The 24,844-nt window shown below is 71.3% G+C and carries 24 protein-coding genes; 11 read left to right on the top strand and 13 right to left on the bottom strand.

Annotated elements, in window-relative coordinates:
• Positions 1–52 precede the first annotated feature (52 nt).
• Together E9998_RS25120 and E9998_RS25115 are read right to left on the bottom strand one after the other, a co-directional pair.
• On the bottom strand, positions 53–466 hold the full coding sequence (locus E9998_RS25120) for a DUF4439 domain-containing protein (RefSeq protein ID WP_158299670.1): 414 nt from the start codon (positions 464–466) through the stop codon (positions 53–55).
• Positions 463–858 carry a hypothetical protein gene (locus tag E9998_RS25115; RefSeq protein ID WP_158299669.1) on the bottom strand — a complete coding sequence of 132 codons (396 nt, stop codon included), beginning with the start codon at positions 856–858 and terminating at the stop codon, positions 463–465. Before E9998_RS25115 ends, E9998_RS25120 begins: the two co-directional genes overlap by 4 nt.
• A gap of 79 nt (positions 859–937) precedes the next feature.
• Between E9998_RS25115 and rimP the strand changes: the two genes are divergently transcribed.
• From rimP to E9998_RS02455, 5 genes are all read left to right on the top strand, one after another.
• A complete protein-coding gene (gene rimP / locus E9998_RS02475) occupies positions 938–1,414 on the top strand; it encodes a ribosome maturation factor RimP (RefSeq protein WP_136528134.1) in 477 nt (158 codons plus the stop codon).
• A 74-nt stretch (positions 1,415–1,488) separates the two neighbouring features.
• A complete protein-coding gene (nusA, locus tag E9998_RS02470) occupies positions 1,489–2,523 on the top strand; it encodes a transcription termination factor NusA (RefSeq protein ID WP_136528133.1) in 1,035 nt (344 codons plus the stop codon).
• Positions 2,498–2,872 carry a YlxR family protein gene (locus tag E9998_RS26980; protein WP_420842402.1) on the top strand — a complete coding sequence of 125 codons (375 nt, stop codon included), beginning with the start codon at positions 2,498–2,500 and terminating at the stop codon, positions 2,870–2,872. The genes nusA and E9998_RS26980 overlap by 26 nt, the downstream gene beginning before the upstream one ends.
• Positions 2,873–2,953: 81 nt before the next feature.
• Positions 2,954–5,872: a translation initiation factor IF-2 gene (infB, locus tag E9998_RS02460; protein ID WP_136528132.1), complete on the top strand. Its 2,919-nt coding sequence runs from the start codon at positions 2,954–2,956 to the stop codon at positions 5,870–5,872.
• Positions 5,873–7,303, top strand: coding sequence for a DUF7782 domain-containing protein (locus tag E9998_RS02455; protein ID WP_136528131.1), 1,431 nt, complete (start codon positions 5,873–5,875; stop codon positions 7,301–7,303). It begins immediately after the preceding gene.
• On the opposite strand, the gene E9998_RS02450 is transcribed toward E9998_RS02455, so the two are convergent.
• From E9998_RS02450 to E9998_RS02425, 6 genes are all read right to left on the bottom strand, one after another.
• The gene (locus E9998_RS02450; protein WP_136528130.1) at positions 7,300–7,758 is read right to left on the bottom strand and encodes a Clp protease N-terminal domain-containing protein; all 459 of its coding nucleotides are present in this window, start codon (positions 7,756–7,758) and stop codon (positions 7,300–7,302) included. The two genes, E9998_RS02455 and E9998_RS02450, sit on opposite strands and share 4 nt — an antisense overlap.
• A gap of 1 nt (position 7,759) precedes the next feature.
• Positions 7,760–7,969 carry a helix-turn-helix domain-containing protein gene (locus E9998_RS02445; RefSeq protein WP_136528129.1) on the bottom strand — a complete coding sequence of 70 codons (210 nt, stop codon included), beginning with the start codon at positions 7,967–7,969 and terminating at the stop codon, positions 7,760–7,762.
• A gap of 56 nt (positions 7,970–8,025) precedes the next feature.
• Positions 8,026–9,219: a sulfotransferase family protein gene (locus E9998_RS02440; protein WP_136528128.1), complete on the bottom strand. Its 1,194-nt coding sequence runs from the start codon at positions 9,217–9,219 to the stop codon at positions 8,026–8,028.
• A gap of 84 nt (positions 9,220–9,303) precedes the next feature.
• Entirely contained in the window at positions 9,304–9,951 is a 648-nt protein-coding gene (locus E9998_RS02435; RefSeq protein WP_136528127.1) for a response regulator, read from the bottom strand.
• Positions 9,942–11,204, bottom strand: a complete 1,263-nt coding sequence (locus E9998_RS02430; RefSeq protein ID WP_136528126.1) for a sensor histidine kinase — start codon at positions 11,202–11,204, stop codon at positions 9,942–9,944. Before E9998_RS02430 ends, E9998_RS02435 begins: the two co-directional genes overlap by 10 nt.
• A 70-nt stretch (positions 11,205–11,274) precedes the next feature.
• A complete protein-coding gene (locus tag E9998_RS02425; RefSeq protein WP_136528125.1) occupies positions 11,275–11,799 on the bottom strand; it encodes a DUF6069 family protein in 525 nt (174 codons plus the stop codon).
• A 190-nt stretch (positions 11,800–11,989) separates the two neighbouring features.
• Here E9998_RS02425 and E9998_RS02420 point away from each other — a divergent pair, with 190 nt between their 5' ends.
• The 4 genes from E9998_RS02420 (at position 11,990) to truB (ending at position 15,410) form a co-directional block, all read left to right on the top strand.
• The gene (locus E9998_RS02420; RefSeq protein ID WP_136528124.1) at positions 11,990–12,286 is read left to right on the top strand and encodes a DUF503 domain-containing protein; all 297 of its coding nucleotides are present in this window, start codon (positions 11,990–11,992) and stop codon (positions 12,284–12,286) included.
• A gap of 154 nt (positions 12,287–12,440) precedes the next feature.
• Positions 12,441–12,890 (top strand): 30S ribosome-binding factor RbfA, encoded by a 450-nt coding sequence (rbfA, locus tag E9998_RS02415; protein ID WP_136528123.1) that lies wholly within the window; start codon positions 12,441–12,443, stop codon positions 12,888–12,890.
• The gene (locus E9998_RS02410) at positions 12,887–14,212 is read left to right on the top strand and encodes an MATE family efflux transporter (protein WP_136528122.1); all 1,326 of its coding nucleotides are present in this window, start codon (positions 12,887–12,889) and stop codon (positions 14,210–14,212) included. The genes rbfA and E9998_RS02410 overlap by 4 nt, the downstream gene beginning before the upstream one ends.
• A gap of 229 nt (positions 14,213–14,441) precedes the next feature.
• Positions 14,442–15,410: a tRNA pseudouridine(55) synthase TruB gene (gene truB, locus E9998_RS02405; protein ID WP_136528121.1), complete on the top strand. Its 969-nt coding sequence runs from the start codon at positions 14,442–14,444 to the stop codon at positions 15,408–15,410.
• A gap of 237 nt (positions 15,411–15,647) precedes the next feature.
• Here the strand turns inward: truB and E9998_RS02400 are convergent, their stop codons facing one another.
• On the bottom strand, positions 15,648–16,550 hold the full coding sequence (locus tag E9998_RS02400) for an AraC family transcriptional regulator (RefSeq protein ID WP_136528120.1): 903 nt from the start codon (positions 16,548–16,550) through the stop codon (positions 15,648–15,650).
• Between the two features lie 112 nt (positions 16,551–16,662).
• Between E9998_RS02400 and E9998_RS02395 the strand changes: the two genes are divergently transcribed.
• Positions 16,663–17,307: a mycothiol-dependent nitroreductase Rv2466c family protein gene (locus E9998_RS02395; protein ID WP_136528119.1), complete on the top strand. Its 645-nt coding sequence runs from the start codon at positions 16,663–16,665 to the stop codon at positions 17,305–17,307.
• A gap of 63 nt (positions 17,308–17,370) precedes the next feature.
• On the opposite strand, the gene E9998_RS02390 is transcribed toward E9998_RS02395, so the two are convergent.
• Positions 17,371–17,868 (bottom strand): DUF3145 domain-containing protein, encoded by a 498-nt coding sequence (locus E9998_RS02390; RefSeq protein WP_136528118.1) that lies wholly within the window; start codon positions 17,866–17,868, stop codon positions 17,371–17,373.
• 394 nt (positions 17,869–18,262) lie between these two features.
• On the opposite strand from E9998_RS02390, the gene E9998_RS02385 reads away from it, so the two are divergent.
• Entirely contained in the window at positions 18,263–18,610 is a 348-nt protein-coding gene (locus E9998_RS02385) for a hypothetical protein (protein ID WP_136528117.1), read from the top strand.
• Between the two features lie 173 nt (positions 18,611–18,783).
• Here E9998_RS02385 and E9998_RS02380 read toward each other — a convergent pair whose 3' ends face one another.
• The 3 genes from E9998_RS02380 to E9998_RS02370 form a co-directional block, all read right to left on the bottom strand.
• Positions 18,784–20,619, bottom strand: coding sequence for a protein kinase domain-containing protein (locus E9998_RS02380; protein ID WP_136528116.1), 1,836 nt, complete (start codon positions 20,617–20,619; stop codon positions 18,784–18,786).
• Between the two features lie 91 nt (positions 20,620–20,710).
• Positions 20,711–23,302: a trehalose-phosphatase gene (otsB, locus tag E9998_RS02375; RefSeq protein WP_136528115.1), complete on the bottom strand. Its 2,592-nt coding sequence runs from the start codon at positions 23,300–23,302 to the stop codon at positions 20,711–20,713.
• Positions 23,303–23,364: 62 nt separating this feature from the next.
• Positions 23,365–24,795, bottom strand: coding sequence for an alpha,alpha-trehalose-phosphate synthase (UDP-forming) (locus E9998_RS02370; RefSeq protein WP_136528114.1), 1,431 nt, complete (start codon positions 24,793–24,795; stop codon positions 23,365–23,367).
• Positions 24,796–24,844 lie beyond the last annotated feature (49 nt).

The following is a 24,844-nucleotide window of genomic DNA, read 5'->3' as shown; positions in this document are numbered from 1 at the left end:
GGTACTGCGGGAGTCGATCAGGTGAACCGGGTCGGACGACCGGGCCCGGAGGCTACTGCGGCCGGCCCGGCCACGGGTCGGCGGCGGTGACGCCGATCGCGATCCTCCAGCGCGCCAAGGACACGGCGGCCTCGGTGTACATGTCGAGGCAGATCTCGCGCTCGCCGAGGTCGCCGGGGGCCAGGCCCGCGCGCCAGGCGGTCGCCACGTCCTGCTCGACGGCGAGCAGGACCTGCTGAGCCCCTTCGGCGTCGGTGACCGGGCCGACCTCGTAGGCCGGGGCGGCGGGCGCGGCGTCGAGGCCGTGCGCCTCGTAGAAGTCCAGGAGCGCGTCGCGCCGCGCGCGGTGCTCGGCGTCGAGCTCCTCCGCGAGGTCGCGCTGGTCGCCGTCGAGGTGCACCGCGGCGGCGCCGTAGGCGTAGATCGCCGCGTACTCGGCCGCGAGGCCGGTGTCCAGCGCCGTCACGCGAGCACCGCCGCGTGGGCCGCGCGGCAGGCCGCGATCTCGCCGAGGACCACCGCGTAGTCGGAGTCGGTGCCCAGGCACGCGTCGGCGGCCTCGCGGCCCCCCTCGGTCTCGGCCTCGGCGAGCGCCGCGGCGTCCGCGTAGGACGGGGCCGCCTCCTCGCCCACGGTGTTCGGCCGCAGCAGCCGCTCCAGAGTGGCCGCGTGCGTCAGGTGGTCCTGCGCGATGTCGCCGTAGCCCAAGGACTCCGCCCCGGCGGCGAGCGCCCGGGCGGTGCGGAGCGCGGCGGTCAGGTCCGCGTCGGAGGTGATGATGGTCGCCGTCTCCCGGGTGCATCCGGCGGCCGCGAGAACGGCCGCCCCGACCAGGAGTCCGCGTCGGGTGGTGAACACCCACCAAGTTTCGCAGGCTGCCTTTCCATTCTGACTCCGGGCGGTTAATCTCGGCGAAACAGCGACAGGAGGAGCGTGCATGGGTGCTGACAGGCAAGCCGGGGAGCTTTCGGCGGCGGTGGAGGCGATCCTCGCCCCGGCCGTCTCCAAGATCGGTTTCGATCTCGAGGGGCTCAAGGTCACCAAGGCCGGTCGGCGGCTGCTCGTACGGGTCCTTGTGGACAAGGACGGCGGGATCAGTCTCGACGATGTGGCGGTGGTCTCCAAGGCGTGCTCGAAAGCGCTGGACGAGTCCGACACGGCCGGTGGGCCCTTCGCCGACGCCGCGTACACACTGGAGGTGTCCTCGCCGGGCGTCGACCGTCCGCTTACCGAGCCCCGGCACTGGCGGCGTAATATTGGGCGCTTGGTGGCCGTGCAATTCGGGGAGGAGCCCGTCATCGGGCGTGTCACGGCCGCCGACAAACGGGGGATTGAACTAGAAGCCGACGGCGTGCGCCGCTCGGCTACCTATGCCGAGCTGGGGCCCGGCAAGGTGCAGATCGAGCTGAGATGAGCGCCCGAGGGCAGACGCAGCTCGCACGCCTTGAACGGCCGCGGTGAGGACAACTCAAGACTTAAGGAGAACGGGTGCATATCGACCTGGCCGCGCTGCGGTCGCTGGAACGCGAGCGCGACATCCCTTTCGAGACCATCCTCGGCGCCATCGAGACCGCGCTGCTGACCGCCTACAAGCACACCCCCGGGGCCGATGAACGCGCGCGCGTGGTGGTCAACCGGGACAACGGCATCGCCAATGTCCTGGTACCAGTGTTGAACGAAGAGGAAGAGGTCGTCTCCGAGCGGGACGACACCCCCGAGGGCTTCGGCCGCATCGCCGCCCAGACCGCCAAGCAGGTCATCCTCCAGCGTCTGCGCGAGGCCGCCGACGAGGTCAACTACGGCGAGTACTCCGGCAAGGAGGGCGACATCGTCACCGGTGTCGTCCAGGCCCACGGCGAGCGCAACGAGCGCGGCATCGTCACCGTCGACCTCGGCAAGATCGAGGCCACCCTGCCGCTCAACGAGCAGGTCCCCGGCGAGAACTACGAGCACGGGAAACGACTGCGCGCCATCGTCATCCAGGTGAACCGCACCGCCCGCGGCCCCCAGATCACCCTCTCGCGCACGCACCCCGCCCTGGTGAAGAAGCTCTTCGCCTTCGAGGTGCCCGAGATCGACGAGGGCGCGGTGGAGATCCCGGCCATCGCACGTGAGGCCGGTCACCGTTCCAAGATCGCGGTGCGCGCCACAACGAAGGACGTCAACGCCAAGGGCGCGTGCATCGGCCCGATGGGCTCGCGCGTGCGCGCCGTCATGAGCGAACTCGGCGGCGAGAAGATCGACATCGTCGACTGGGACGCCGACCCCGCGCGCTTCGTCGCCAACGCCCTCTCCCCGGCGAAGACCCTGTCCGTGCGGGTCGTCGACGAGGCCACGCGCTCGACCGAGGTCGTCGTCCCCGACTACCAGCTGTCGCTCGCGATCGGCCGTGAAGGGCAGAACGCCCGGCTCGCGGCGAGGCTCACGGGATGGCGCATCGACATCAAGTCCGACGCGCACGTCTCGGGCGCCGCGAAGGAGGAGACCGGCCCGGCCGGTGGCGGCCGCCGATCCGGGAGGTAGACTGAACATCGGATCGCAACGTGACGCAGCGGTCGTCCGCACCTGTGTGGGCTGCCGCAGGCGCGCATCTGCTTCTCAGCTGCTGCGCGTCGTCGTTCAACGCTCTGAGGGCTCCCAGAACCGCCTGGTTCCGGACCCGCAGCGCCGCCTCAGCGGCCGCGGAGCCCATGTGCACCACGACACGAACTGCCTTGACCAGGCAGTTCGCAAGCGTGCGTTCACCAGGGCCCTCAGGATCGAAGGAACCGTGGACGTCGCCGCGGTGCGAGCCCTTGTCGAGTCGGAGTCGGCCGAAAGGCCGACTCCCGCACACGAAGCAGGTATGGACCGAATGAAGACCACGCGATGAAGTTCTCCCGATGAACTGGTTGCTAGTGGAAAGCTGAGGTCGGCGGGCGCTGCCCGTACGACCTCGAATGTGAGGAGTGCAGTGGCAGCAAAGCCCCGCGTACATGAACTTGCCAAGGAACTGGGCACGACGAGCAAGGAACTGCTCGCCAAGCTCGGCAACATGGGCGAGTTCGTGAAGTCAGCGTCGAGCACGGTCGAAGCGCCGGTGGCGCGTCGGCTGCGGCAGGAATACGCCGACGGACAGGGCGCCCCGGCAGCGTCGGCCGGGAACAACGAGTCCCCGACGCCCGAGCCCGCGAAGGCGGCGGCCCCCAAGGGCCCCCGACCGGCGGCTCCCAGCCCGTCCAAGATCATGCAGGCCAAGGTCGACGCCAAGGACGCCAAGTCCGAGGCGAAGGCCGAGGCCGAAGCCAAGAAGGCCGCGAAGAAGGCCGCGCCCAAGCCGGGTGCGGCCTCCGGTGCGCCGAAGCCGGGCCCCAAGCCCGCCCCGGTCCCGCCGCAGCCCGAGATCAAGCCGGCGAGCGCCCGAGACATCGAGGTCGCCGCCGAGCAGAAGCGCGCCGAGGAACTGCTCAAGCGTCAGCAGGAGCAGGCCGAGGCCGCCAGGAACGCCGCCGCGGCGCCGAAGCCGGGCCCCAAGCCCGCCCCGGCCGCCCGCCCCGGCGCTCCGAAGCCCGGACCCAAGAACCCGTTCGGCGTCGGGGGCGCGAAGCCGCGCCCGGCAGCCGCCGACGGCGGCGCCGAGCGCCCGGGCGGTCCCCGCCCGAGCCCGCGCATGATGCCGCCTCGTCCGAACCCGGGCATGATGCCCGGTCGTCCGGCCGGCGGCCCCGGCGGTGCCCGAGGGGCCCGCGGCGGCGGTCGCGGCGGTCCCGGTGGCGGCGGCGGTCGCCCTGGTGGCGGCGGTCGTCCCGGTGGCGGCGGCGGTAACTACCGCGGCACGTTCGGCGGCGCCGGCGGCGGTGCCGCGGGCGGTGCCGGCGGCACCGGCGGTTCCGGTCCCTCGACCGGCGCGCCGGCCCCGTACCGGGGCGGCGGCGGTCGCGCGGGCGGCGGCGGCAAGGCGCGCGGCGGCGGTGCCGCGGGCGCGTTCGGCCGCGGCGGTCCCCGAGGCAAGAGCCGCAAGTCGCGTCGTCAGCGTCGCCAGGAGTTCGACAACCTCGCAGCGCCGAGGATGCAGTCGGGCGCTCCCCGTGGCAACGGCGAGACCATTCGCCTGGCCCGCGGCGCGTCGCTGTCGGACTTCGCCGACAAGATCGGCACCCTGCCGGGCACCCTCGTCCAGGAGCTGTTCGGCCTGGGCGAGATGGTGACCGCGACGCAGTCGGTGTCCGAGGAGACCTTCGAGCTCCTGGGCGCCCACCTCGACTGGGACATCAAGATCGTCTCGCCCGAGGAGGAGGACCGCGAGCTGCTGTCGCAGTTCGGCATCGACCTCGACGCCGAGGACAAGGACACGTTCGTCGCGCGTCCCCCGGTCGTCACCGTCATGGGCCACGTCGACCACGGTAAGACGAAGCTGCTCGACGCCATCCGGTCGTCGAACGTCGTCGCCGGCGAGGCGGGCGGCATCACCCAGCACATCGGCGCGTACCAGGTGCACGTCGAGCACGAGGGCGAAGACCGCGCGATCACCTTCATCGACACCCCGGGCCACGAGGCGTTCACCGCCATGCGCGCCCGCGGTGCGAACGTCACCGACATCGTCGTGCTCGTGGTCGCGGCCGACGACGGCGTCATGCCGCAGACGGTCGAGGCCCTCAACCACGCCAGCGCCGCGGGCGCCCCGGTCGTGGTGGCGGTCAACAAGACCGACCTGCCGGACGCCAACCCGGGCAAGGTCCGCCAGCAGCTGACCGAGTACGGCCTGGTCGCCGAGGAGTACGGCGGGCAGACCATGTTCGTCGACGTGGCCGCCAAGCCGCGCATCGGCATCGCCGAACTGCTCGAAGCGGTGCTCCTGACCGCCGACGCCTCGCTCGAACTCGAAGCGTCGGAGACGGGCAACGCGCAGGGCATCGCGATCGAGGCGCACCTCGACAAGGGCCGCGGCCCGGTCGCGAGCGTCCTGGTCCAGAAGGGCACGCTGCGGGTCGGCGACTCGATCGTCGCAGGTGGGGCCCACGGCCGCGTCCGGGCGATGCTCGACGCCGACGGCAACCGCGTCACCGAGGCGACCCCGTCGTTCCCGGTGCAGGTGCAGGGCCTCGCGTCCGTCCCGATGGCGGGGGACGTGTTCCTCGCCGCCGACGACGACCGCACGGTCCGCCAGATCGCCGAGCAGCGCCAGGCACGGCGCCGCGCGGCCCAGCAGGCGGCCCGCGTCTCGCGCACCACGCTCGAGAACCTCATGGACAAGATCGCCGAGGGCGAGCGCACCACGCTCTCGCTCATCATCAAGGGCGACGGCGCCGGTTCGGTCGAGGCACTCGAAGAGGCCCTGGTCGCGCTGGACATCCCCGAGGAAGTGCACCTCCAGGTCATCCACCGCGGCGTCGGTCCCGTCACCGAGAGCGACGTCAACCTGGCCGCGGCCGGCGACGGCGAGTCGGCGACGATCATCGCCTTCAACGTCCGGGCCGAGGGCCGGGTGCGGGACATGGCCGAGCGCGAAGGCGTGGACGTCCGGTACTACACGGTCATCTACCAGGCGATCGAGGAGATCGAGACCGCGCTCAAGGGGATGCTCAAGCCCGAGTTCGAGGAGGCGGCGCTCGGTTCCGCCGAGATCCGCGAGGTCTTCCGCTCCTCCAAGCTGGGCAACATCGCCGGTGCGCTGGTCACCAGCGGCTCCATCAAGCGCAACGCGAAGGTCCGCCTCATGCGGGACGGCAACATCGTCATCGAGACGACCATCGCCACGCTGCGCCGGTTCAAGGACGACGCGACCGAGGTCCGAGAGGGCTTCGAGTGCGGTTTCACCTTGAAGAACTACAACAACATCGAAGAGGGCGACGTCATCGAAGCCTTCGAGATGCGCGAGAAGCCGCGCGCGTAAGTGCGACTGCTCGAAGCTGAGGCCGCAGCGCGGCTCGGCGAGGCCCTCCGGGGCTTCGACCGGGCCGCGCTGCGGCGCGTCTGCGGCCCGGAGGGCCTCGCGGCGGCCGACCGCGGCGACTACCGGGCCCTGCTCGCCCGCTGCGGCGAGGACCGGATCGGCGTGTGGGCGCGCCTGTTCGTCGCCGGAGTCACCGTGGACGCGGAGGCGGCGGCGAACGCCTTGGCGCCCTTCGGTCTCGACGAGGCGATCCGATGCGGCCTGCTCGTCTCCGGCGGCTACGAGGTCATAGCCGGTTGGGGCCTCCAGTTCGACGGCGACCGCCTCCTGTTCTCCGACCAGCGCCCCAACACGACCGGCGGTCGCGGGCGCGATCACGTGCTCGGCGTCGGCGGCGCCTCGAAGCTCCTGCGCGACGCGACCCTCACCGACCGGGTCGGCTCGGCCCTGGACCTCGGCACGGGCTGCGGGGTGCAGGCCCTGGCCCTGAACGCCGACCGGGTCACCGCCACCGACTTGAGCGAGCGCGCCCTGGCGTTCGCGGCCCTCAACGCGCAGCTCGACGGGCGCGAACTCGAACTGCTGCAAGGGGACCTGCTCGCGCCCGTAGCGGGCCGCCGCTTCGACCTCGTGGTCGCGAACCCGCCGTTCGTGATCGCCACGCCGGGTTCGGGCTGGACCTACCGCGACGGCGGCCGCGAGGCCGACGGCATCGCCGCCGAACTCGCCGCCGCCTCCACAAGCCTGCTGCACCCGGGCGGGACGATGCAGTTCCTCGCGAACTGGCTCCACCGCGAGGGCGAACCGTGGGCCGAACGGGTCGCGGGCTGGTTCCCCGAGGAGGGCGCTCGGGTGTGGGCGGTCGAGCGCGAGGTCCTCGACCCGCTCGACTACGTGCGCACCTGGCAGCGCGACTCCGGCGAGGACCACGACGCCGACCAGGCCGCCGCGTGGCTCGACTGGTTCGACGCCGAACGCGTCACGGGCGTCGGCTTCGGCTTCGTCAGCGTCCGGCGCGTCGAGGACCCCACCGAGGTCGTCTGCGAGGAGGTCCGCCACGCGGTCCAGACCCCTTGGGCCGACCGCGTCGTGGACTGGTTCTCCTTGCGCGAGAAGGACCTCGAACCGCAGACCCTGTGGACGGCGCGGCTGCGCGTTGCCGACGGCGTCGCGCTCCGGCAGAGCGCCGCGCTCGGCGCCGAGGGATGGGACGTCGACCGCCAGTGGCTCCAGCAGGCGCACCGGATGCGATACGCCGAGGAGGTCGACCCGCTCGTGGTGGCCCTCCTGGGCGCCTGCGACGGTGAAGCCGAAGTGCGCCTTCAGGTCCAGCTCCTCGCCGACACCTACGGCGCCGAACCGGCCATGCTCTACGCCCAGCTCTACCCGGTGATCCGCCGTCTCCTCGAACGCGGTTTCCTCGTCTTCTAGCGGGGGAGGAACCTCGCGCGGGCCTCGGTCGGATCGATGCCGAGGGCTGCGAACAGCTCGGCAACGGGGTCGGGGCGGTCGCGTTCGAGGAGGGCCAGGAGGAGGTGGCGCGGTTCGATGCGCTTGTCCTTGGCGGCCACGGCGATGGCGAGGGAGCGCGACAGGGCCGCTTTCGCGCCGGACCCGAAGGCGGGGCTCTTGCGCTTCGCCGCAGGGCCCTTCTGGGTGAAGCCGGCGGTGTCGACGCCGACGGCCGTGAGGGCGCGGCGGTCGAGGTCGGCGGCGGCCTCGCGGGCCTGTGCGGCGGTGGCGCCGAGGAGGACTTCGGCCTCGCCTTCGCGGAGGACCGCGAGGAGGAGATGCTCGGTGCCGACGCGGCGGTCGCCGCGGTCGCGGGCGTCGCCCACGGCGCCGGTCACCGCGGCGCGCGAGGCGGGGGAGAAGCGTTCGAACATGTCAGCGGGCCTTTCCGTGCTTGGCGTGGACGGACTGCCGCGAGACGCCGAGGGCGTCGCCGATCTGCTCCCAGGACCAGCCCTCACGGCGCGCGAGCGCGATGTGGGCGGCCTCGACCTGCTCGGCGAGCCGGTGCAGCGCACCGACCGCCCGCAGGCCCACGGCAGGGTCGTCGGACCCGATGAGGGTCGACAGGTCGTCATCGGTCATGCCGTCAGTCTAGATTGACAACGCGGGAGTTGTCAACCTGGACTGACGGCGTCCGGTCAGCGGGTCAGCCCGGTCACCAGGTTGAGGTAGTCGCCGAACGCGCGGTGGACCTGGTCGGGGTCGAGGCCGTAGCGCGAGAGCGTGTACTCGTGGCGGCGGTCGCGGATCGGGCGTTCCATGACCTTGTCGAGCCGCGCGGCGTCGGCCTCGGACCACGTCGCGCCGAGGCGCTCGTAGACGCCGGGCAGGTGCGTCCACGGGTCGGAGGCGACCGCGTGGTACGGCAGGTTGACGACCGCGCCAGGCGGCAGCTGGGGCAGCGTCGCGCGGCCCCGCTCGGTGGCCGAGGACAGGATGTCGAGCCACATCGGACCGATCTCGTGCGGGTCGACGCGCTTCATCGCGAGCATGCTCGTGGTCTCCACGAGGCTGCACACCGAGCCCATGACGGTGACCGGGTCGCGGTGGGTCCACACGATCCTCGCGCCCGGGAAGGTCCGCACGAGCAGGTCGAGGTGGTTGAGGTGCTCGGGGGTCTTGAGGATCCACCTGGCCTTCGGCCGGCCGTGCTGGAGCACTTGGAGCGCCTGCTTGAGGAACGCGTAGTCGGCCGTGAAGTCGTGCTGCGCCAGCCATTCGCGGTAGCGGGGCATGATCGCCCGGGTCTGCTGGTGCACCCCGTGCGGCAGGATGTAGATGCACTCCTCGGGCTTCTCGGGGTACAGCGGGTGGATGAGCTCGTAGATCGGGGAGAACTTGAGCAGCCCGTTCGTCTGCTGGGCGACCTTCGCGATGCGCTTGGCGCGCGTCGCGTCGTCCACTTCGAGGTCGGTGTAGTGCAGCTCCCACAGCAGCGGCCCGCGATGGCCCTCTGAACTCGCGATGATGTTGTGCGTCAACGTGGTCGCGGTGCGCGGCAGGCCGGTGACGAAGATCGGGGCCTCGACGCGCTCCGCGGCGATCTCGGGGCGCTCGGCGATGAGCTTGAGGATGCGGAAGCGGTTCTCCAGGCGCCCGCGCGACTCGCCGATGATCGACATCCAGCCCAGGGCCGACAGGCCCGAATCGATGAAGCAGTCGAAGAGGACCCGGTAGTCGGCGATGTAGGCCTCGCTGCCCGCGGCGTCGCCGCCGGTCGCCTCCAGGGCCTGGTTCACGAGCCTGTCCCAGGCCCGGTCGGGGTCGCGGCGGCCGCCGGTGACGGCGAGCAGGCCGTTGAACACTTTGGCGGTGGTCGAGATTCGTTGCATGTCGTCCTCGCTAGACGGGGTGGTGAGGGCCGGACGATGAGGATGGGATCGAATGGCCCCCAAGGTACCCGTGCGCGAGGAGGGTCAGGACCGGAGGTACGCGAGGACCGCCTTCACCCGCCGGTGGTGGTCTCCGTCCTCGCTGCTGAGCGCGAGCTTCGTGAAGATGTTGCGGATGTGCTTCTCGACGGCGCCGTCGGAGATGAAGAGCTTCTTGCCGATCGCCTTGTTCGAGTGCCCTTCGGCCATGAGCCCCAGCACCTCCCGCTCACGCGGGGTGAGGGTCGCGACCGGGTCGTTCTTGCGCCGCCTGACCATCAGCTGGCTCACCACCTCGGGGTCGAAGACCGTGCCGCCGCCGGCGACGCGCTTGAGGGAGTCCATGAAGTCGTCCACGTCGATCACCCGCTCCTTGAGCAGGTACCCGACCGCGCCCCTCGCGTCCGCCAGGAGGTCGTCCGCGTAGGACACCTCCACGTACTGGCTCAGGATGAGCACCGGAGCGCCCGGGACCAGGGCCCGGGCGCGGGTGGCGGCCTTGAGGCCCTCGTCGGTGAACGAGGGCGGCATCCGCACGTCCACCACCGACACGTCGGGCCGGTGTTCGGCGACGGCCTCCACGAGGGCGTCCCCGTCACCGACCTCGGCGACCACCTCGCAACCGAACTCCTCCAGCAGCCTGACCAGGCCGGACCGGATGAGCACCGCGTCATCGGCGACGACTACGCGCACGGAACCTCCACGACGATCACTGTCGGACCGCCGTCGGGGGAGTCGATCGTCCACTGGCCCTCGACGGCCTTGACCCGGTCGGTGAGACCCGAGAGCCCGTGCCCCTTCGAGACGTGCGCGCCCCCGATCCCGTTGTCGCCGACCGAGAGCACCAGCCTATCCCCCCAGTCTTCGACCGACACCGTCGCTTTGGTCGCCTGCGAGTGCTTCGCGATGTTCGTCAGGCACTCGGCCGTCACGAAGTACACGGTGCTCTCGACCGACGCCCGGTAGCGCCCGTTCAGGTCCGTCTCCAACTCCACCGGCACCAGCGAGCGCGCCGCGAGCGCCGCCATCGCCGCGTCCAGGCCCCGGTCGGTCAGGATCGGCGGCGCGATGCCGCGCGAGAGCGACCGCAGCTCGTCGATGGTCTCCCGCGTCTGCGAGATCGCCGCCTCCAGCGTCTCCTGCGCCGCCTCGGGATTGGTCGCCAGCTGGCGCTTGACGCGGGCCAGCTCCATGCCCAGCCCCACCAGCCGTTGCTGCGGGCCGTCGTGGATGTCGCGCTCGATGCGCCGCAGCGCGTCCGCCTCCGCCGAAGTGGCCGCGTTCCGAGACTCCTCCAACTGGTCGATCCGCTCGTGGAAGCCGCTGATGGAAGTCAGCATCCCCTTGCCGATGTAGCCCTGCGCCAACGCCATGCCGCGCAGGACCGGGATCAGCGTCAACGCCATGATGAGACCGCCGATCACCGCCAGGATCGAACGGGCCAGGTACGAGTCGCCCCAGCCCAGCCACACCGTCGCGTAGTGCAGGCCGTCGTCGCTGTCGCCGGTCGCCGCCTCGATGATCCACGTGTACGTCGGGTACAGCAGCGCCGCCACGGTCACCGACCACCAGGCGATCGTGATCGCGAAGCCCGCGATGGCGACCGGCAGCACCGCGATCGCCCACAGCACGTTCAGCCACGACTGCCCGTCGGTGAGCACCGTCAGGAACCGGCGCAGCGCCGAGGCGTCCTCCGCCGCGCGCTTGTACCTGGGACGCGGCAGCTCGCGGCGCAGGACCGCCGGGAGCATCGACCGGCCCGCGGCCGCCATGCCGCGCATGGCGAACAGCGTCGCGGCGGCGATGGGCACGCCGATCCAGATGACGGCCGTGCCGACCCCGAGCAGCGTGCCCACGAGGCCGATGATGAAGGAGGGCAAGGCGATGAAGAACATCGAGAGCAGGTAGCCGGTGTCGACGCCCAATTGCCGCAGGGTTGTACGCATGCGTCAACACTAGAAAGGCCGGGGCGTCGCCGCGACCCGGCCGTCCTGAGTCTTCGAGGTAGGGACAGCCCTACCTGCCGACCGCCCCGCGGGCCGCCCGCGTCGCGATCGCCCCCACCGAGTTGAGCAGGCTCATGATGCAGATGCCGATGACCAGATTGAGCGCGGCCGTGGCGATCTGCGACTCGACCTCCGCGACCGCCGTGAACGGGATCAGCACGCCCACCGCGATCACCAGCAGCATGATCCAGTTGAAGAAGCTCATCGGCCGCGGCATCAGCAGCAGGAGCAGGTGCAGCACCCCTGTGGCGAGGATCGCCGCCGCGAACGCCCCGAACGCGTAGGTCGTCGTCGTCACGTCCCCGTACGCGCCCGCGTCCGAAGGGGAGAGGATGTGGACGCCCAGGACCCCGCGCACCAGCAGAATCCCCACCAGCGCCACCAAGGCCGCCACCACCGCCGTGCCGAACCCGCCCGCCCACAGCTTCCCGGCGTCCACCGACGGCCGCGGCGCGGCCTCCGGATCGGACGCGGCCGGGTACCGCCGCGTCGGGTCCTCGTAGTTCCGGTCCCATCCGCCCTGCGGTGCCGACATGGCTCCTCCATCCCCTCGGCCCCGCCCGCGGCCCACCTGGCCGGTCAGGCGAGCCGACCCACCGTGACAGTACCCGTGACGCAGCTCGCGAAACCGGAGTTCGGGGAGCATCGCCGCGAACCCGCCGCAAACGGCTGCGCCCCCCGAAAAGGCATTGGGTGAAGTCGGCGCCGCCGCGTAACCTTGAGCGGTGTTCACCGGTTGCGTCGAATTCGACCTGCTCCTCCCGTCCGACTCCCGCTCCCTGAAGGCCAAGCGCTCCTACGTGCGCCCGATCTGCGCCTCGCTGCGAAAGTACGAGGTCGCGGTCTCGGAGGTCGGCGGCCAGAAACTTCACGGACGCACTACGATCGGCGTCGCCGCCGTCGCCGGGGACCTGCACCACGTGCAGGAGATCCTCGACACGTGCGAGCACCACGTCGCCGGGCGCCCCGAAGTGGAACTGCTCAGCGTCAGACGGCGGATCTTCGGCCCCGAGGACGAATGACCGCCGTCGACCGGCCGCCCCCGCGGCGGCCGGCGCCCCCGCACCCGAGGCGGTGCGGCGGCAGCGGCCCGCACCGCGCAACGGCGCCCGCGGACCGGCGAAGAACAAGGCGCACCCGAACCGAGGTGCGCGGAACGTGGAAGGCAGGAGAGCGATGGCAGACGCGGCGAAGCGGGCCCAGGTGTCCAAGCGGGTCATGGAGCTGACCGCCCAGGCGGTGCGCAAACTCAAGGACCCCCGGGTCGGCATGGTCACCATCACCGACGCCCGCATGACCCCCGACCTGCGCGAGGCCACGGTCTTCTACACCGTCCTCGGCGACGACGACCAGGTCAAGGCCTCGGCGGCCGGACTCGAACGGGCCACCGGCCACCTTCGCACCACCGTCGGGCGCGCCCTCGGGATGCGCCACACCCCGTCCCTGGCCTTCGTCGCCGACACCGTCCCCGACCAGGCCAACCGGATCGAGGAACTCCTCGCCAAGGCCGCCGCGGCCGACGCCGAGGTCCACAAGATCGCCGAGGGCGCCGCCTACGCCGGCGACCCCAACCCGTACCTCGTCGACGAGGACGAAGAGGAGCCGGTGGAAGACACGACCCGGTGAACCCGGCCGTCCCCGGAGCCCCGCCGCGGCCGGCCTCCTACCGGCGCATCGCCGCGCTGGCGCTCCCCGCCCTGGTGGTGCTCGCGGCGGAGCCGATCTACCTCCTCATCGACACGGCCGTCGTCGGCCACCTCGGCGCGGTGCCCCTCGCCGGGCTCGCGCTCGGCGGCGTCATCATGGGCGTCGCCCCGCTCATCGGCGCCGTCCTCGCCTACGGCACCACCGCCCGCGCCGCCCGCCGCTTCGGCGCGGGCGACCGGGCCGGCGCGGTCGCCGAAGGCGTCCAGGGAACATGGCTCGCGCTCGCCGCGGGCCTGGTCCTCGTGGCCGCCGCGCAGTTCCTCGCCGGACCGGTCGCGGGCCTCATGGGCGACGACCCGGCGGTGGAGGCCGCCGCGGCCGAGTGGCTGCGGGTCGCCGTCCTCGGCGCGCCCTTCCTTCTCATCGCCGGCGCCGGCCAGGGCTGGATGCGCGCCGTCCAGGACACCAAGCGCCCCATGTGGTTCGTATCGGTCTCGTTCCTGCTCTCGGCGATCCTCGCACCGGTCCTCGTCTACCCCGTCGGCCTCGGGCTCGTGGGCTCGGCGTGGGCCAACGCGGTCGCGCAGGCGATCTCCGGCGCGTTGTTCCTCCTCGCGCTGCGCCGCGAGCGGGTGAGCCTCGGCGTGGACTGGCCGCTCATGTCCAAGCAGCTGGTCGCGAACGGGGACCTCGTGGTGCGCGGGGTCGCGTTCCAGGTGAGCACGTTCTCGGCCGCGGCAGTCGCCGCGCGGGTCGGCACGACGGCGCTGGGCGCGCACCAGATCGGCATGCAGCTGTGGACGTTCGCGTTCCTCGCATTGGACGCGGTGGCGATCGCGGCGCAGGCGCTCATCGGCGCCGACCTCGGGGCCGGGCGCCCGGAGGTCGCGAAGGCCTCGGCGAAGCGGCTGACGATCGTGGGACTCGGCTACGGCACGGCGTTCCTGGTGGCGGTGCTCGTCTCGCTGCCGGTCCTGCCGGGCCTGTTCACGACCGACGAGGGCGTGCGCGAGCAGCTCGGGGCGATCTGGCCGTGGCTGGTGCTCCTGCTGCCGATCGCGGGCGTGGTCTTCGCGCTCGACGGCGTGCTCATCGGCGCCGGGGACCTCAAGTTCATGCGGAACATGACGGTGGTCGCGATCGCGAGCGGCCTGCCGTTCACGTGGCTCACGCTCGTCTTCGGCTGGGGCCTGGCGGGCATCTGGTCGGGCATCGCGGTCTTCATGCTCGTGCGGCTCGGACTCATCCTGTGGCGCTTGCGATCCGGTGACTGGGCCGTGACCGGGGCCGAGCGGTCCTGAATCTTTCCTTCTCAACATGTGGATTGCGCCTCGAAATTCTCCTGAACCTTCGTTAAGGTCTCCAGCATGAAGACTGATGCCTCGACTCGACGGAAGCGCCGCGCCCGTCCCAATAAATGGGACGAGGAGAAGGCGGAGGCCCTGCGAGCACTCCAGGAGTCGCTCGACCGACACCAGTAGCCGCCACCGGCCCGGCCGGATCCAAGGGATTCGGGGCCGACCCGCGCGCATGAGCGCGGTCGGGCCCCGATTAGCCTCTAGGACCGTGAGCACACCGCAGACGCCCGTTCCGGGCCTCATCGTCGTCGACAAGCCCCAGGGCATCACCTCGCACGGCGTGGTGTCCCGGATGCGCCGCATCTGCGGGACGCGCAAGGTCGGCCACGGCGGCACCCTCGACCCGATGGCGACGGGCGTGCTCATCGTGGCGGTAGGCAAGGCCACGAAGCTGCTCACCTACGTGTCGGGCCTCGACAAGTCCTACGCCGCGACGATCCGGCTCGGCCAGGCCACGGTCACCGACGACGCCGAAGGCACCGTGACCGATCATGCGGACCTCGAGGCCGTGGCCGCCTTGACCGAGTCCGCCGTCCGCGACGGGCTCGCCGCGATGGTCGGCGAGATCGACCAGGTCCCCAGCGCCGTGAGCGCGGTGAAGGTCGACGGGAAGCGCGCGTACAAGCGGGTGCGCGAGGGCGAGGCGGTCGAACTGAAGGCCCGCCGGATCACCATCGCCGCGATCGAGGTCCGCGAGATTCGGAAGGCGAGCGACCCCGAGGGGTTCGCGGTCGTCGACGTCGACGTCGAGGTGTCCTGTTCCTCAGGCACCTACATCCGCGCGATCGCGCGCGACCTCGGCAAGGCGCTCGGCGTCGGCGGGCACCTAACCGCGCTGCGCCGCACCAGGATCGGCGGGTTCGACCTCGGCGCGGCGGCGACGCTCGAAACGCTCGCGGAGCGGTCTGAGGCGGGCGAGCCCCTGGGCGCGCTCACGATGGGCGAGGCCGCGGCGCGGCTCATGCCGGTGCGCACGGCCACCGAGTCCGAGGCGAAGGCCCTCTCCTACGGCAAGCCGCTCGACGCGGCAGGGATCGAAGGCCGCTACGCGGTGCTCGACGCGGGCGGTGAACTCCTCGCGGTCATGACCGAGCACGGCGACACGGCCAAGCCCGAAACGGTCTTCGCCGCCGCCTCCTGAAACGCGAGCAGCCTCGACCCGAAAGGGTCACCGCCACCGCGGCCGAACTGTCGCACCCCGCGGGCACCTTTGAAACCCGGGGGCCAACCCCAAGGCCTCCTTGGGCTTTCGGTGTGCGCGAGTTCACCGCCGCCCCGCGGCCTCCCTCCGGCGGCAGTGTCGGACCCGCCGGGCACCATTGCGAACCGGGAGCCCAACCCCGAGGGCCCTGTGGATCGTTGTGGTGCCCTTCGGGGTTCAGCCGAGTTTCGGGGTTCGGGCGTCCTCTCGGAAGGCGATCGGGGTGGTTCCCGTGCGCTGGGCGAAGTACTTGTTGAAGTTGGTGGCGCTCGTGAAGCCGAGGCGTTCGCCGATGCGTGCGGCCGGGACGGTCGAGCAGGCGAGCATTCGCTTGGCCTCCAGGACCACCCGGCGGTCGATGAACTCCTTCGCGGGGACCCCCGCCGCCGCGAGGGTCGCCCGCGACAAGGTCCTGGGGGAGTAGGCGAGGGCGTCGGCGTAGTCGCCGAGGCGCCGGGTGTTCGCGAAGTCGCGTTCGACCGCGTCGCGGAACGCCAGGTAGACCTCGCTCGGGGCGCCGCCCGGGTCCGTCCCCGGGAGGCTCGCGACCCGGAGCACGAGCACCGCGAGGAGGTGCCGCACCACCTGCAGCCGTGTGTCGAGCGGGAGCCGGTCGGCCGAGTGCTCCCATTGGAGCTGCGTGGTCGCGGCCCGCAGCAGCGCGTGGTCCTCGGCCTGCGGGACGCGCAGGACCGGGCCGTGCGGGTCGTCGGCGCACACGCCGATCGCGGTGTCGGGGTCGAGGAACCCGGTCGTGAACCGGACGACGGTGCCCTCGGCGCCCGCGAGGTCGCCCCACTGCTGCACCTGCCCGGGCCTGGCCCACAGCCACCGGCCCGGTCTGAGCGGGTGGTCGGTGAAGTCCACGCGGTGCTCGAGCGCGCCCGAGGTGAGCGTGAGCAGGCAGTGCCGGTCGAGCCGGGACGGGCGCGCCGGGTCGGCGGCGTCGGCGCGGAGCCGTGCGAGCGTGAGGATCTCGACCGCGGGACCCGCGGCGTCCGCGAAGGGACCCGGCTCGGGCGCGGCGCTCTCGCCGAAACGGCGGCCCGTTATGTCATCTTGTCGCGTATTCACCAGCATCAACGGCGAGTTTATCCGTTTTGACGTGATTCCATCGTGGCTTTCGAACATGCCGCCGGAACGGGCACGCGCCGACTGTCGACTAGTTCAAAACTGAAGTAGTCTGGGGCCCATGTCAAACAAGACCGTAGATTTCTGGTTCGACCCGGCCTGCCCGTGGGCGTGGATGACCTCCCGCTGGATCATCGAGGCCTCCCAGGTCCGCGAGCTCGACGTCCGCTGGAACGTCATGAGCCTCTTCGTCCTCAACGAGCCCAACCTCGACGAGCTCCCCGAGAAGTACCGCGAGCTCATGCCGCGCACCCTCCCGGCCGTCCGCGTGGCGACCGCCGTCGCCGAGCAGTACGACAACGAGACCCTCGGGCGCCTCTACACCGCCCTCGGCAACCGCATCCACCTCGGCGGCGAGAAGGACCCCGAGGTCTACATCCCGGCGGCGCTCGCGGCCGTCGGCCTCCCCGCCGAGCTGGCCGCCGCCGGCAAGAGCGAGGAGTGGGACGAGGCGCTGCGGGCCTCGCACCAGCGCGGCATCGGCCTCGTCGGCACCGACGTCGGCACCCCGGTGGTCGCCGTCGAGAACGACGAGGGCGTGCAGGTCGGCCTCTTCGGCCCCGTCGTCACCCCCGCCCCGCAGGGCGAGGCCGCCGGGAAGCTGTGGGACGGCGTCTACGCCGTGACCACGACGCCGGGCTTCTACGAGCTCAAGCGCAGCCGCACCAACGGTCCGAACTTCGACAACCTCACCGCCGACCTCTAAACGGCGCGAGCGAACCGGGCCCCGCGCGATGCGCGGGGCCCGTTCCTTCGTCTCGTTCGGGCCTCAGCCCACCTGGGACAGCCAGGACTGCTCGGCGCCGCCGGCGGCCTGCCGGTACGGCTCCAGCTCCCGGTCCCAGTCCAGGCCCAGCAGCTGGTCGAGCCCGCCGCGGAGCGCCTCGGCGCTGGTCGTGGTCGCCAGGAGCGCCCGGATGCGGTCCTCGGCGATCATGATGTCGCCGCCCGCGCTCGTGGCGGCGCGGTAGACGCCGCGGCCGGGGACGTGCATGATCCGCTCGCCGTCGACGCCGGCGCTCGGGTCCTCGGTGACCTCGAAGCGCAGCATCGGCCACTGCGCCAACGCCTTCGCGAACTCGGCGCCCATGCCGGCGTAGCCGGTCCAGGCGCGCTCGGCGCGCATGGTGCCGCGCTCGGCGGACTGCGGGTTCCAGCCCAGTTTCACCGTCACGGAGCCGTCCAGGACGCGGCCGATCGCCCACTCGACGTGTGGGCACACGGCCGACGGGCTGGAGTGGATGTAGATCACGCCGCGTGTCTGCATCGCGCACCTCCTTGGGAATCGGCGTATCTGAGTACTGGCTCACTCCTTGTGGTCATTTCATTACGACTTGAAGTCGCCCAACGGGTATCGACCTGGCCGAGAGGGGGGTGAACTCGAACCCAGGGCGCTATTCCGCTCAGTTACATACTGACAGCTTCGAAAGCATCGCGCTAGGCTTAAACCGCTCCGGGCGCTCACTTTTTCGATCATTCGATGCGTCACACCAGGTGTATGTGCTAGTCATCGCAGGGTGCGCCTGAGCTACACTTGCGCATGACCGGCAGACTGTCGGTTTTCTTTTGTGGTCCAACCCAGGTTCAGTGCCCGCCTTTCGGGCTGCTCTTCCTGCGTCAGGCCGAAGATCCGTCTTACACGACAAGGTGAGGAGACCGGCGTGGCAGCCAACACTTCGAAGACAGCACGCGCGTCCGTCAAGGCCGGGCAGGCCAAGGGCGGTGCGGGACTCAACGTCCTCGGCGAGTTCAAGTACCTGATCCCGCTCAACAACGGGAAGCACGTGTACCTGCGCAACCTGACCGACGGCAAGACCCTGCACCTGGCCACCGGGTCCGAGGCGTTCACCGAGGCCGTCAAGGCCCTCGCGGCCGCCGGCCACGGCGCCAAGATCAAGGCCGAGCTGGAGGGCCTGGCCGCCAAGCTCCCCGCGGAGCAGGGCTGGGACACCACCCTCAAGACCCTCGAAGAGGCGGACGTGTTCGCCGCCGAGGCCGTCGCCGCCTAGGTTTCGCACCCGCGACATTCGCGCTCCATGCCCGACAGGGCGTGGGGCGCTTTGCTTTTCCGGTCGAACGCATTAGTCGATCATTTGTTCGAACGACTATTCGGAGTGCGCCCGAATGGGGCCCGCGACCGGTCTCACTCACCCGATCGGACGATCCCCATTCGGGCGAGCGGCTATTCGCCGAGATCCGCAGTGCACACCGGTTCGGAAGTCGGCGTCTTGTCCACCGCGACGAGCGAGGCCACATTGAAGCAGTAGTCCTCGGTGGGGATGAACCCGCTCGCGGTGAACGCGGTGTCGGTGGTGCCCTGGGGGTTCAGCAGTTCGGCCTCGTCCTCGCCGACCCGCTGCGCGAACACGAGGTACGACAGCTGCGCGTCCTCCGAGGGCGCCGTCCACGTCAGCGTCACCTCGCCGTTCGCCCACGACTCGATCGCGACCTCCTGCGGGGCCTCGCTTCCCGTCGTCTCGGCCTGGTCCAGGTCCTCGGGGCTCGTCGTGTCCGCCAGGAGCCACAGCCACACCGTCATGACGCCGCCGAGGAGCACGGTGATCGCCAGCCCCAGGTACACGTACGACCGCAGGCTCCGCTCGTCCTTCTGGCGGGGCTGGATCTGCTTGGGCGCCTTGTACGCCTTCGTCTTGCGCTGCTTCGCCCCGTCGCGGCCGATCACCGGCGGCGCGAACACCTGCTGCTCGGGCACGGCCGACTGCGGCTGCGCCGACATCGGCGGCGACGCCTGGGCGGCCTGCGGGTTCCACGGCGAGGGCGGCGGCTGCATGCTCACCGGCGACTGCGGCGGCGCCGAGTACGGGGCGAGGTTCGGCGCCGCGCTCATCGGGGCGGCGCTCATGGGCGCGGCCGAGTGCGGCACGCCCGAGAACGGCTGGGCGCTCATCGGCGCGCCGGAGAACGGCGTCGCCGACACCGGCGGCGCGGACCCGTCGAGCTGCTGCGCGTACCGCGGGTCGACCGAGTTGCCCAGCTGGGCACCGTAACCGCCGGTCCCGCCGCCGGTCAGGCCCGACCCGATGGTGCCGCCGCGCTCGGGGTTCGGCACCGGGCCCACCGGCGCGAACGGGTCCAGCGGCACCCGCGTGCCGCGCGAGGCGACCTCGGGCCGGTAGACCGTCTCCTCGTTGCTGATGTCCCCCACCTGCGGCGCGGCGGCCTTGCCGACGCCGCCGCCGTACATGCCGCGCTGGAGCTCGTCGGCGAACGCCTGGCACGAGGCCTGGCGCCGCGCCGGGTCCCGCGAGAGGCCCTGCACGATGAGGCCCTCCAGCCACTCCGGGACGTCCTCGCGGGGGATCTTCGGCGGCGGGGCGTCGGAGGTGACCCGCTGGCGGTGCGTGTCGGGGTCGGTGCCGCCCTCGGGGTTCGCGAACGGCGCGAAGCCCGCGAGGAGGTGCCACATGCTCGACGCGAGGCTGAACAGGTCGCTCGCGGGCGTCTGCGCCTGGCGCAGCAGCGCCTCCGGCGAGGCGTGCAGCGGCGTGAGCTTGTCGATCGCGGCCGTCGCCGCCAGCGCCGCCGGGGTCCGCGCGATGCCGAAGTCCGCCAGGGCGGGCCCGTATTGGCCGCGGAGGATGTTCTGCGGCTTGACGTCCCGGTGGAGGATGTCGGCGTGGTGGGCGGCCTGGAGGGCCTGCCCGATCTTGACGCCGACGTCGACGACGTCCTCCCACGGGAGCGGCCCGCCGGCCTTGAGGATCGCCGAGTAGGAGCCGCCCTCGCAGTACTCCATGACGATGTAGGGCTGGCCGGTCTCGGTGTGCCCGGTGTCGATGATGGAGACGATGTGCGGGTGGTTGGAGACGGCGACGGTGGCTTCGAGCTCCTTCTCGACGGAGTCGGCGGTCGTCATGTCGTCGTCGACGAGCAGGACCTTGATCGCGACGGTCCGGTCGAGCCTTTCCTGGACGGCGCGGTAGACGAACGCGGTCGATCCGTGGGCGACCATCGTGAGGTCGCTGTAGCCGGGGATGGCAGGAGTGGGGGAGCTCAAGGCGGGGGCTTCCTGTCGTCGGACTGTGCGGACCGGGGCTCGCGGGCTCCGGGCGCTTCTCTGACAGGTTAGCCCCCGCTTCGAATCATCCTCAGATGTGTCCGCCCGTGCCGTTGAGGAGGTTCGCGACCCGGATCAGGCCCAGGTGCGAGTATGCCTGCGGGTGGTTGCCGAGGCCGCGTTCGGCGATGGGGTCCCACTGTTCGGGGAGCAGGCCGGTCGGGCCCGCGCACGCGATGATCTGCTCGAACAGCTCTTCGGCGTCGGTGCGGCGGCCCACCTGGAGGTACGCCTCGGCGAGCCAGGCGGCGCAGATGATGAACCCGCCCTCGGTGCCGGGCAGGCCGTCGTCGCGGTGGTAGCGGTAGACGGTGGGGCCCGAGCGCAGGCCGGCCTCGATCTTGAGGACGGTCTTGAGGTAGCGCGGGTCGTTCGGCGGGAGCAGCCCCGAGAGGCCGACCCACAGCGACGCGGCGTCGAGGTCCTCGTGGCCGTAGGCCGCGGTGTAGGCCCCGGCCTCCTCGTGCCAGCCCAGTTCGAGCACGTTCTTGGCGATCTGGTCGCGCAGTTCGGGCCAGTCGGGCTTGTACTCCATGCCGAACTGCTCGGCGACCTTGAGGGCGCGGTCGACGGTGACCCAGCACATGACCTTCGAGTACACGTGGTGGCGCGGGGCCTGGCGGGCCTCCCAGATGCCGTGGTCGGGCTCGTGCCAGCGCTTGGCGACGGCCTCGACCATGCTCGCCATGACGCGCTCCTCGAACTCCGAGAGGTGCCCGCGGCGCTGCGCGACCGCTTCGATGAGCATCGCGACGGGCCCGAACACGTCCAGTTGGACCTGGTTCGAGGCGGCGTTGTTGATGCGCACCGGGCGCGCCCCGGCGTATCCGGGCAGCGTGTCGATGATGGCTTCGGGGGAGGGCGCCATGCCCTCGATGTCGTAGAGCGGCGCGAGCCGCTCGGGGTGCCCGGCGGTGCGTTCGAGAATCCCTGCGATCCACGCGAAGTACGACTCGGCCTCCTGGAGGGAGCCGAGGTCGACGAGCGCGTTCGCGGTCATGGCGGCGTCGCGGATCCAGCAGAACCGGTAGTCCCAGTTGCGGACGCCGCCGAGCTCCTCGGGGAGCGAGGTGGTGCCCGCGGCGAGGATCGCGCCGGTCGGCTGGTAGCACAGGGCCTTGAGGGTCAGCGCGGAGCGCGAGACCATCTCGGACTCGATGCGGGGGAGTTTGAGCGAGTCCGACCAGTTGCGCCAGCCGGCCTCGGTGGTGCGGCGGCGCACGTGGACGGGCGGGCGCCAGTCGCCGAGGTCGTCGATGCCGGCGCGCATCTCCAGGACGAGCGAGCCGCCGACGGCGGCGAGGTCGACTTCGGCGACGGCGAGCGAGTGCTGGCCGTCGTACTCGATGTGCCATTCGACGCCGGGGGAGCGCAGGCTGATGGGCTCGCGGCCGCCGAGGACCTTGAGGCCGTCGCCGCCGACGGGCTGGAGCTGCACGGGCAGCTGGCCGAACTCGGGGCGCGGGGCGAAGGTGATCTTGACGGGGATCTCGCCGGTGATCTCGCGGACGAGGACGGTGGCGTTGAGGTCGCCGCGGCGCCTGGGGGTGGAGTCGAGCCAGTTGGTGATGGTCAGGCCCGGCCAGCGGGTCTCGACGGTCATGGTGCCGGACACGTAGCGCTGGCCGAGCGGGATGCCGGCGTTGACGGGCTGGACGGTGAAGTGGCCGGCGTGGTCGCCGCCGAGGAGGTCGGCGAAGACCGAGCCGGAGTCGGGCTTGGGGTGGCACATCCAGGTGACGCGGCCGTCGGGCGTCAGGAGTGCGTGGTTGGCGCCGTCGGCGATCATGGTGTGGCGCTCGATGAGCTGGGCGGATTCGCCCTGGAGCCAGGCGCGGCGGGTGTCGACGAGGCTGGCGAGGAGCTTGGCGACGTCCTCGGGGTCGCCGATGCGGTAGGCCGCGCGGGTGGGCCCGGGGCCGACGCGGACGCCGACGTCGGGACCGTGGAGGTGCGCAAACGCATTCTCGTCGGTGACGTCGTCGCCCAGGAACAGGACCGCGGAGGCCCCCAGCTGGTGGCGGAGCCGGTCGAGCGCGTCGCCCTTGTGGGTGGCGACCACGGAGAGGTCGATGACCGCCTTCCCCTCCGTGGTCTGGACGCCGTTCCAGGTGGAGGGGCCCTCGCGGACGTCCTCGACGGCCTGGAGCGCGTCCTTCTCGGAGGCTTCGCGGACGTGGAGCGCGCATCCGGCGGGCTTGGGCTCGACCCGGGCGCCCTCGTAGCGTTCGGCGATCGCCGACAGCTCGGCGACGAGCTTGTCGCGCAGTCGCTGGTCTTCGCTGGAGAGCGCCCGGGTGAAGCCGATGTCGAACTCGGATCCGTGTGATCCGACGAGGTGGATCTCTGAGGGAAGGCGGGAGAGCGCCGCCAGGTCGCGCAGCGCGCGACCGGAGATGACCGCGACCTTCGTCTGCGGAAGGTTCGCGAGCGTCCGCAGTGCCGAGACGGACTCGGGGACCGGCGTGGCCTGCGAGGGGCCGGTGACGATCGGGGCGAGCGTGCCGTCGTAGTCGCACGCGATCAGCAGTTGCGGAACGCGCGCGAGCAGCGTGAGGGCCGAGCGCAGGTCCCCGGAGGGGTTCGAGCTCTCTTCGCGGCCCTCTGGGCGTGGTGCGGTCATCGTGGCGTATCTCCAACACCGTCGTTGTTAATTGTGTGTGCCTTCCGGCCCTGTGCCGCTTTTCAGTCGGCGGCTGGCTGGCTGCCCGGATTGTACGCGGCGCCGCGTTCCGGAACGCCGAGCGCCGTCAGGAAGCTTCGAGCCCATCGGCTCACGTCGTGCTTGCGCAGATACCGCCGCATCGCGCGCATTCTTTTCATCTTATCGTCGAGCGTCGCGTTCGCGGCTGTCACAAATCCGTCTTTCAAATCGGTCAAATCATGCGGATTCACCAGGAACGCTTGCCGCAGATCGCCTGCGGCACCGGCGAACTCGCTCAGAACGAGCGCGCCGCGGTTGTCGATCTGGCTCGCCACGTACTCCTTCGCGACGAGGTTCATACCGTCGCGCAGCGGCGTGACGGCCATGATGTCGGCGGCCTGGTACAGGGCGGCGAGCTCGTACCGGTCGAAGGACTGGTGCAGGTAGTGCACGGCCGGGAGGCCGACCTGCCCGTACTCGCCGTTGATGCGCCCGACCTCGCGCTCGACGCGGTCCCGCAGCGTCCGGTACTGCTCGACGCGTTCGCGGCTGGGGGTCGCGACCTGCACCATGACGGCCTTGGGGACCTTGAGCCGGCCGTCCTCCAGCAGTTCCCGGAAGGCCTTGAGGCGCTGCTCGATGCCCTTGGTGTAGTCGAGGCGGTCGACGCCGAGGATGATCGTCTCGGGCTCGCCGAGCTCGTCGCGGATCTCCTTGGCGCGCTGGCGGACCCGTTCGGTGGTGGCGATCTCCTCGTTGGCCGCGGTGTCGATGGAGATGGGGAAGGCGTCGGCCCTGACGAGCCGGTCGTCGACGGTGACGTAGTGCCCCCTCGGGCGGTAGCCGAGGAGGTGCCGGGTGAGCGCCAGGAAGTTCTGGGCCGCCAGGGGCCGCTGGAAGCCGACGAGGTCGGCGCCGAGGAGGCCCTGGAGGATCTCCATGCGGTGCGGCAGCTGCATGAACAGTTCGACGGGCGGGAACGGGATGTGCAGGAAGAACCCGATGCGCAGGTCCGGGCGCTTCTCGCGGAGCATCCCGGGGACCAGTTGGAGCTGGTAGTCCTGGACCCACACGGTCGCCCCGGGGGCGGCCTCGCGGGCGCAGACCTCGGCGAACCGGGCGTTGACCTCGTAGTAGGACTTCCACCAGGAGCGGCGGAAGACGCGCGGTTCGACCGCGTCGTGGTAGAGCGGCCACAGCGAGGCGTTGGAGAAGCCCTCGTAGTAGCGCAGGACCTCGGTCTCGCTGAGCTCGACCGGCAGCAGGGTGACGCCGTCGGCCTCGAAGGGCTCGGGGGCCGCGCCGGCGGCGCCGGCCCAGCCGATCCACGTGCCCCGGTTCGCCTGGAGCACCGGTTCGAGGGCGGCGACGAGGCCGCCAGGGGATCGGCGCCAGGTTCGATTTCCCTCGTCGTCGACCACGGAGTCGACGGGGAGACGGTTGGCTACGACAATGAAGGATGCGTTGCTCAATTCGTATTCCCTCCTTTGCACAAGCCTAGCGGTGGGCGGGGCCGGGCCC

Origin of the sequence: Glycomyces paridis (assembly GCF_004912155.1) — a bacterium.
GTDB classification, from domain to species: Bacteria; Actinomycetota; Actinomycetes; order Mycobacteriales; family Micromonosporaceae; genus Glycomyces; species Glycomyces paridis.
Note: the sequence above shows the minus strand (reverse complement) of the source record. Positions and strands in the feature narration are given on the sequence as shown.